The following is a 7,541-nucleotide window of genomic DNA, read 5'->3' as shown; positions in this document are numbered from 1 at the left end:
AGCCCTCGGCATAGACCACCTAATCGTATCCAACGCCAGTGGTGGACTGAATCCCAACTTTAAAGTAGGCGATATCATGATTATCACCGACCACATCAATATGTTTGGCGACAACCCGTTAATTGGTAAAAATCAAAATGAATTAGGCCCCCGCTTTCCGGATATGAGTGAGCCTTACAGCAAAGAACTCACCGAAAAAGCACTGAAAATCGCCAAAAACAATGAAATCACCCTTAAGACCGGTGTTTATGTAGGTACTGCTGGCCCCACTTTCGAAACCCCTGCAGAATACAAATTTTTCAGAGTAATCGGCGGAGACACCGTGGGCATGTCCACCGTCCCCGAAGTGATTGTGGCCCGTCATGCCGGAATGACCTGCTTTGGCGTAAGCATCATCACCGACTCGGGTGTTCCCGGACAAATAGTGGAAATATCCCACGAGGAAGTTCAGGAAGTTGCCGCGGCAGCCGAACCAAAAATGACAAAGGTAATTGCCGAGTTGGTAGGAACGCTATAATGTCAATGAAGAGGGTGTCCAAGAGTCAAAGATTTTTGTTTTTGTCATTCTGAACTCAGTGAAGAATCTCATTCTTGTATGAGGTGAGAATGTACAATATCCACAGAACAACATCGATATATGACTTTTGGACACCCTCTTCCATACTTACTCCATATCCGGATAAAGAAAATCATTAAAAGGAAACCGGGTCACGTGGATTTTCACCACCTCACGATAGAGCAGTTCTCTGAATTCATCGAAATTGGTCTTCTCTTTGGCCGAAATAAAAATGCTATTTGCGTCTTTGGCCATCCAGCTCTTCTTCAAATCGTCCAAAGAATAATTCTCACGTGTTCCGGGCGTCAGATCATCCTCCTCCTTTTCAGTATAAGTGAAAGCATCTACCTTATTAAACACCATCACCATGGGTTTTTCACGCTCATCAATTTCGTGAAGAGTTTTATTTACCACTTCAACTTGCTGCTCAAAACCGGGATGAGAAATATCCACCACATGCAGTAAAATATCTGCTTCACGCACCTCATCAAGCGTTGACTTAAACGATTCCACCAAATGGTGAGGCAGTTTACGTATAAATCCGACTGTGTCGGCGAGCAGAAAGGGTAGATTCCCCACCACAACCTTGCGAACAGTTGTATCCAAGGTTGCAAACAATTTATTCTCGGCAAACACTTCACTTTTCGCAAGAGTATTCATCAGGGTACTTTTCCCCACGTTGGTATAGCCAACAAGAGCTACCCGCACCAACTTACCACGATTTTTTCGCTGGGTAGCCATTTGCCGGTCAATCTTCTGAAGGTCTGTCTTCAGTTTGGATATTTTATCACGGATGATACGGCGGTCGGTTTCGATTTCCTTTTCACCCGGTCCGCGCATCCCGATACCACCTCGCTGACGTTCAAGGTGTGTCCACATGCGGGTAAGACGAGGGAGCAAATACTGATACTGTGCCAGTTCCACCTGAGTTTTGGCATGTGCTGTCCGTGCTCTGCGCGCAAAAATATCCAGAATTAAATTGGTTCGGTCCAAAATTCGCCGCCGAAACGCACCTTCCAGATTTCGCAATTGTGAAGGAGAAAGCTCATCATCAAAAATAATGGCATTTACATCTTCATGCACTTTAACGTATTCCACAATCTCTTCGAGCTTACCACTGCCAACAAAGTAACGTTTGTCGGGCATGGAAAGTGACTGCACGAACCGTTTTACAGGCACCGCCCCGGCCGTTTCAGCCAGAAAAGCCAGTTCGTCAAGATATTCCTCCACAGCCCTTTCCGATACTTCGGGAGTACGGATGGCCACTAAAACTACCTTCTCAAGCTCTTTTTCTGTTGATATTAAATCATTCATTCAGTAAAATAATAAAGTTACCCTTAACAAATTGAAAGGAAGCCATTTCTAAATTGATTTAACCAGCAATTGTAAGATTCAAAAGTAATTGATTTACCAATAAAAAGACACTATTGTAAGGAGAAACTTATTTCTTGAAAAAAGATTGCTGTCCTTTGCTCGAAAATGACACCGTTCAACCCCCTCCAATCCCAAAAACACTGCAATGCCTGTCAAGGTAAAGGTAGTGAAGCAATCTCTTTTCTTTATCGGGCACTAATGATAAAAAAGAAGCATTCAAAAAACTCTCATCAAATCAAAAAAGCCCGGTACAACCGGGCTTTTTTATATTTTAAACAGCGTTTCGATACGCTCCTTATTGAAGCACAAAGTTAATGGGTACAGTGTAAGAAACTCTTACCGCTTTACCCCGTTGCTTACCGGGCTTCCATTTAGGCATACTCTTCACAACCCTGATGGCCTCCTTGTCGAGACTCGGGTCAACACCACGGGCAATCTGAACATCAGTTACAGAACCATCGGTATTGATTACAAACTTTACATATACACGTCCCTGAATTCCGTTTTCCTGAGCAATTACAGGATAATCAACAGAAGTTCCAAGAAACTTGTGCAAAGCAGCATCTCCACCTGGAAATTCAGGCATGTCTTCCACGATAAAAAACACAGGGGCATCTTCAACATCCTCATCTGTTTGCATATCGGAAAAGTCAACTTCCATTTCCTCAGTAGCCTCGGTATCTTCAATAACGAGTTCTTCTTCGAGTTCCACGTCGTCTTCCACAATATTCAATACATCAGTTACTTTTGGTGGTGGCGGCGGCGGTGGTGGTTTCACTTCTTCCTGGGTGGTGATCGGGATGATCTCCTCCTCTACTTCCTCTTCGTCAATTCTATACCCATCATTGACATCCGCCTCTGTTGATGTCCATTCAAAGGCAATGAAAACCAGAGAAAGCACCACAACAAGTCCGATCTGCATAAAAACCGACTTCTTGCTTTCCAAATCTGCTTTTGGCGACTTTTTTACTTCCATAATAAAAACCGAATTTTGGTGCCTAAAATTTAATGTCTCTTACTGCTTTTAATGTTCCCAAATTTAACGAACAAAAGTCGTCTTTTTCATTTTGAGAGGCTAAAAATAGGATTTTATAATCAAATCCAAGCATTTCTCACAATACTTTTTAATGATTTAAAATAACAAAGCCATCCCGACAACTTTATTCATCGTTAAATTTCAACACCTTAACAGCAATCACTTAACAAAAACCAATCCAAACCACATTTTTATCAGAATTCCTTTGGCCATATTGCCGATTTTCTTTTATATTTGCAAATCGAAAATCGGGGGTGTAGCTCAGTTGGCTAGAGCGCGTGACTGGCAGTCACGAGGTCAGGGGTTCGACTCCCCTCATCTCCACGTTTGTTTAACCAATATACGAATAACCGGACAAAATGTCCGGTTATTTTGTTTTTATTAATATCATTTTCAGAAAGTTTAACATCCGGCCTTTCGGTTGTTAATTGTAACCCTTAAATTTGTCTCTCCAATAACGGGTTTCTTTTTAAAGCTTTTCAGCGTTTCATAAAAAGCCATTGACGCCCTCAATATTCAGCAAATACCGATGACAGACAACTCAGGGAAAATCATAAAAAGCATCAGCCCCAGCAAGATTATCCTACCTATTTTGATAGGATTATCGGTGACGGGTTATCTCCTCTACCGGGAATTTGAACCCGGCAGCTTTAGCTTTGTGAAAATCACAGCCTGGTCGGTGTTTTGGTTATTGATATCATTTCTACTAATGGCCGTCAGAGACTTCGGTTATATCCTCCGCATTCGGATACTTACCAATAATGAATTATCGTGGCGAAAAGCCTTCAACATCATCATGCTCTGGGAGTTCACCTCTGCCATCACTCCTTCGGCAATTGGCGGAACCAGTGTTGCCATTTTTTTTCTCAATAAAGAGGGAGTGCGCCTCGGTCGCAGTACCGCAGTGGTAATGGTTACATCCTTTCTCGATGAACTGTATTTTATCCTCACGTTCCCCATTATCTTACTTATGCTGGGGCGCTCGGATATTTTTATTCTTGATGCAGCCGATGCAGTACTGCCGTGGTATAAAAACAACTTTTTCCTTTTGGCAATAGGAGGCTACACTATAAAATTACTCTACACACTTGTACTCACATACGGTCTGTTTATAAATCCCCGTGGATTAAAATGGCTGCTTCTGATGATATTTAAACTCCCTATTATTCGCAAATGGCGTCCACAAGCCAACGAATCGGGGACAGACCTTATTCAAACCTCCAAAGAGTTCAGTGACTGGCCCCTTTCCAAGTGGATGAAAGCCTTTGTCGCCACCTTTTTCAGCTGGACTTCACGGTACTGGGTTGTAAACACCCTAATCATTACTTTTCTGGGCATCAAATGGCTCAGCCTGGAAGACCATTTTCATGTTTTTGCCAAACAGCTGGTCATGTGGATCATGATGCTTATAAGCCCCACCCCCGGAGGAAGCGGTTTTGCAGAATATGTTTTTAAAGAGTTTCTGGCCGCCTTTATCCCTCTGGGTACGGGAATAGCCATGGCTTTCATGTGGAGAATGGTTAGCTACTACCCATATCTCATATTTGGAACTTTCCTTGTTCCTCGCTGGATAAGAAAACACTTTCTTACCAGAAAGGTCAAATGATAGGTCTTCACACTCAAAAAAACTCTGCGAATCCTGAGCCCACTCCCAAAATATTTTTTTATTGCCAACAATTTCGTTACAGAAAATTTTTAACCCTCATTGACAAAAAGTTAACTATTGTGCAAAAATTCCCAACGCCTCGACCTTGACAAAAATACTTCCTTTCGGGGCAGCCTGATTACTTCAGTTTTTTGAAATAAAAATACTTTCCAATTTTGTGAGTTTCATTCATTCAGACACTTATCCCAATGATAGGAGCATGGCAAGGGATGCCACAAAAGGCAATGTATAAGTCCCTCACATGCGAGTTACATCAGACCAATAACTTAGATAAATGTTGTACTGATAAATAAGACAGGTTTGGTATATATTCTACCAAAGCAATACTGTCTTTTAAACCGGGGATAACAGACACCTGGAGCAGAAGTTACATCAAATTTAAACAAGGCATTTAAAGACCCGCATCACAAGAAAATATTAATTGTAATAAACGGGTAAAAATGAAGAATTCTCTGATATTAGTGATGCATTTTACCGGGAAAAACAAATTAAAGCTGGTTCCAGAAAATGAAATTACAATTGATAGAATGTCTCAATCCAGAAAAGGGAGATTAGTGAATAAATGTTTGAGTGCCGCTCAATCACCTGGCAACTAACAGCCTAAGGCTCGGAAAAAAATTCTGATGGCCCATTTCTGCCGCAAATTCAAAAACGAAAAACGACATTTGACCAATTGCATTGTTTTAGTGACTAATCAGATGATATTAAAATTATTATCGTTGTATCTTGCATTTGACCATTTGCATTTTATTAATATCAGTTCATTGTTTTCAAAAAAAAATTCCGCTTCACCCCGTTTTGTATAATGCAGGAATCGCTGCTTTGTAAAAACCCCAACTCAACCGCCCCTTATGACCTTTCTTTTTTGTAACACGCAGAAATCCGAAATTGCCTTAGCTCTGCGGCATTACTAAAAAACTATTAAATATGCTTTGCAAGTACAATACAATAGTAGAGAGAAAATTTAAAATTCATCAATTAAGACAAGTGACCACTTCAAAGATCATATTATTATTAATTTTCACTGTGTTGTTTTTCGTTATTATCGCTGGATGTAAACCCAAACTCCAATCAAAAGAGACAGAGAACACAGACCTTATAGTTTATTGTGAAAACGGAATTCTAGGGCCTGTTATGGAGTTTGTTCAGGCTTTCGAAGACAGTACTCATCTAAATGTCAGCATTCAAAACGATTGTGCACGAAACCTCATCAATCTCATTCACTACCGCAGGGAGGCAGATATTTTCATTCCCGACTCAAGGGAAGCTATCAATAACATATTACTGGCATCACCTGAACTCATCCTGGACTCAGTTTATCTGGGAAACCAGACACTTGTTTTCATTATCCCACGGGGAAACCCATCCCGATTAACAGGCTCATTGAATTCTCTCACCAATCCTAAGAACGGAATCATTCTGGCCAACCCCGAAAGCAGCACACTGGGTTACACCTCCGGAATCCTGTTAAAGAAACACAAGCTTTACGACCAGGTAATGAATTCTGTTCTTTTCCTTACCACTGATTCCCGAAGTCTGATAAGGGACATTGCTTCCGAACAAGCTTCCATTGCCATCGTCTGGGAGTCAGACTATCTCACCAACAGCATCCGAAAGCAGGTCGATACCCTGGCCATCCAGGCTTCTTTCAAAAGTTTTCAGACCCTTGCAGTAACCTTAAACTCAGGAAACAATAAAAAAAATGCGCTGCAATTTCTGGAAAGTTTAAAACAGGAAGAATCCCGAAAAATTTTTGAAAAATATGGGATAACTAAATCCCTTTAATTTTTGATGTTTGTTTCATTAATTTACCTGTTAATTGCCTATCTTGACCAATCGTTGTCAAAACATCTCAGCTAACACAAAAAGCAGAGGCTATAAAACCAAACCAAATTGGATTTAAAAACAAGTAGAAATATTTTAAAAAAGCTTCCCTTCCGGAAGAGTAGCGGATTATTTAAGGAACCCCTAATCAACAAACTATACCTTCTTCTGGGGATTTTTATCTTTACCATTGCTTCCATCCTGATAATAGGAAATTATTTCGATAAAACATATACGCTTCATTATCAGAACACAATAAGAAATCAGGAACAAAAGCAACGGATTGAATCCTTGCTTAAAGAAAACCTGCTCAATATTAACCTAAACTTCAGGTCTTACTCTTCTATTACCCATCCGCAGCAGGTCAACAACCTGCAGAATGAAATCAGGCAAAGGATTAACCGAAGTTTAAAAATTCTTGAGAAACTGGATAAGGGAGGAAGTGTCACCGTGGTGAAGGCTGTGAATATGGAGGACGCTGACCGAATCACCGAGGTAATCGAATACCAGCCGGATGAGTTCACCGGTACTATATCCGAAATACGTGATATCCCATCCATGCTCTACGAGTTACAATCGTTAAGCGCCAAAATAACCGGATCCTTAAAAGGCCAAATGGCAAATACAGTTACCATTCCCGCAGCCCCGGAGAGTCTGGAATCCATTAATTTTTACAAAAAACAGGCCGAAAGTATTTTTGCCAGAATTTATGAAATTGAGAATCAGATTTCTTTTAAAATCAGCAAGACCATTTCTGGTCTCAACGACAGAAGCCTCTTTGTTTTTGAGCGGTATTCAAGATTAAAGTACCTGAGCTTAATCGTTTTTTCGCTCCTGGTGGCCACCTTAACCTTTATCCTCATTAACCAGATACGAGTGGTTATTATCCATCGTCGAAAGGCAGAAGAAACCACAACAAAACTGCTGAAAGCTGTTGAGCAAAGTCCTGTATCGATAATGATCACCAATACCAACGGCATTATTGAATATGTTAACAAATCTTTTGAGCAGAGAAACGGTCTCACAAAGAAGGAGATTGAAGGATCGAGTTTGCACATGCTTCAATCTGATAAAGACGATGAATT

Annotated in this window: 6 protein-coding genes and 1 tRNA gene; 5 read left to right on the top strand and 2 right to left on the bottom strand. The window is 40.8% G+C overall.

The genetic code is table 11. The features are described from left to right. Window positions 1–517: purine-nucleoside phosphorylase (locus tag QZZ43_RS04040; RefSeq protein ID WP_291856509.1), on the top strand; the 517-nt coding region annotated here is incomplete at its 5' end. 147 nt (window positions 518–664) lie between these two features. On the opposite strand, the gene hflX is transcribed toward QZZ43_RS04040, so the two are convergent. Together hflX and QZZ43_RS04030 are read right to left on the bottom strand one after the other, a co-directional pair. Continuing rightward, complete coding sequence (hflX, locus tag QZZ43_RS04035; RefSeq protein WP_291856507.1) at window positions 665–1,870, bottom strand: GTPase HflX; 1,206 nt, start codon at window positions 1,868–1,870, stop codon at window positions 665–667. Window positions 1,871–2,225: 355 nt separating this feature from the next. Continuing rightward, entirely contained in the window at window positions 2,226–2,906 is a 681-nt protein-coding gene (locus QZZ43_RS04030; RefSeq protein WP_291856504.1) for an energy transducer TonB, read from the bottom strand. Window positions 2,907–3,216: 310 nt separating this feature from the next. On the opposite strand from QZZ43_RS04030, the gene QZZ43_RS04025 reads away from it, so the two are divergent. From QZZ43_RS04025 to QZZ43_RS04010, 4 genes are all read left to right on the top strand, one after another. Continuing rightward, window positions 3,217–3,290 (top strand) — tRNA-Ala (locus QZZ43_RS04025). Window positions 3,291–3,495: 205 nt separating this feature from the next. Continuing rightward, the gene (locus QZZ43_RS04020) at window positions 3,496–4,572 is read left to right on the top strand and encodes a lysylphosphatidylglycerol synthase transmembrane domain-containing protein (protein WP_291856502.1); all 1,077 of its coding nucleotides are present in this window, start codon (window positions 3,496–3,498) and stop codon (window positions 4,570–4,572) included. Window positions 4,573–5,559: 987 nt separating this feature from the next. Further along, window positions 5,560–6,417: a substrate-binding domain-containing protein gene (locus tag QZZ43_RS04015; protein ID WP_291856501.1), complete on the top strand. Its 858-nt coding sequence runs from the start codon at window positions 5,560–5,562 to the stop codon at window positions 6,415–6,417. 108 nt (window positions 6,418–6,525) lie between these two features. Next, the coding region (locus QZZ43_RS04010) for a PAS domain-containing protein (RefSeq protein ID WP_291856499.1) at window positions 6,526–7,541 on the top strand (1,016 nt) is incomplete at its 3' end.

The sequence above is a fragment of the Marinilabilia sp. genome (assembly GCF_016278715.1).
Lineage (GTDB): Bacteria > Bacteroidota > Bacteroidia > Bacteroidales > Marinilabiliaceae > Marinilabilia.
The sequence above is the reverse complement of the archived record's forward strand: the minus strand, read 5'-3'. Positions and strand labels throughout refer to the sequence as shown.

Bases quoted from the DNA above. Each gene is read 5' to 3' on its own strand.
- QZZ43_RS04030 (WP_291856504.1), bottom strand. From the start codon at position 2,906: ATGGAAGTAAAAAAGTCGCCAAAAGCAGATTTGGAAAGCAAGAAGTCG.
- QZZ43_RS04015 (WP_291856501.1), top strand. From the start codon at position 5,560: ATGCTTTGCAAGTACAATACAATAGTAGAGAGAAAATTTAAAATTCAT.
- hflX (WP_291856507.1), bottom strand. From the start codon at position 1,870: ATGAATGATTTAATATCAACAGAAAAAGAGCTTGAGAAGGTAGTTTTA.
- QZZ43_RS04020 (WP_291856502.1), top strand. From the start codon at position 3,496: ATGACAGACAACTCAGGGAAAATCATAAAAAGCATCAGCCCCAGCAAG.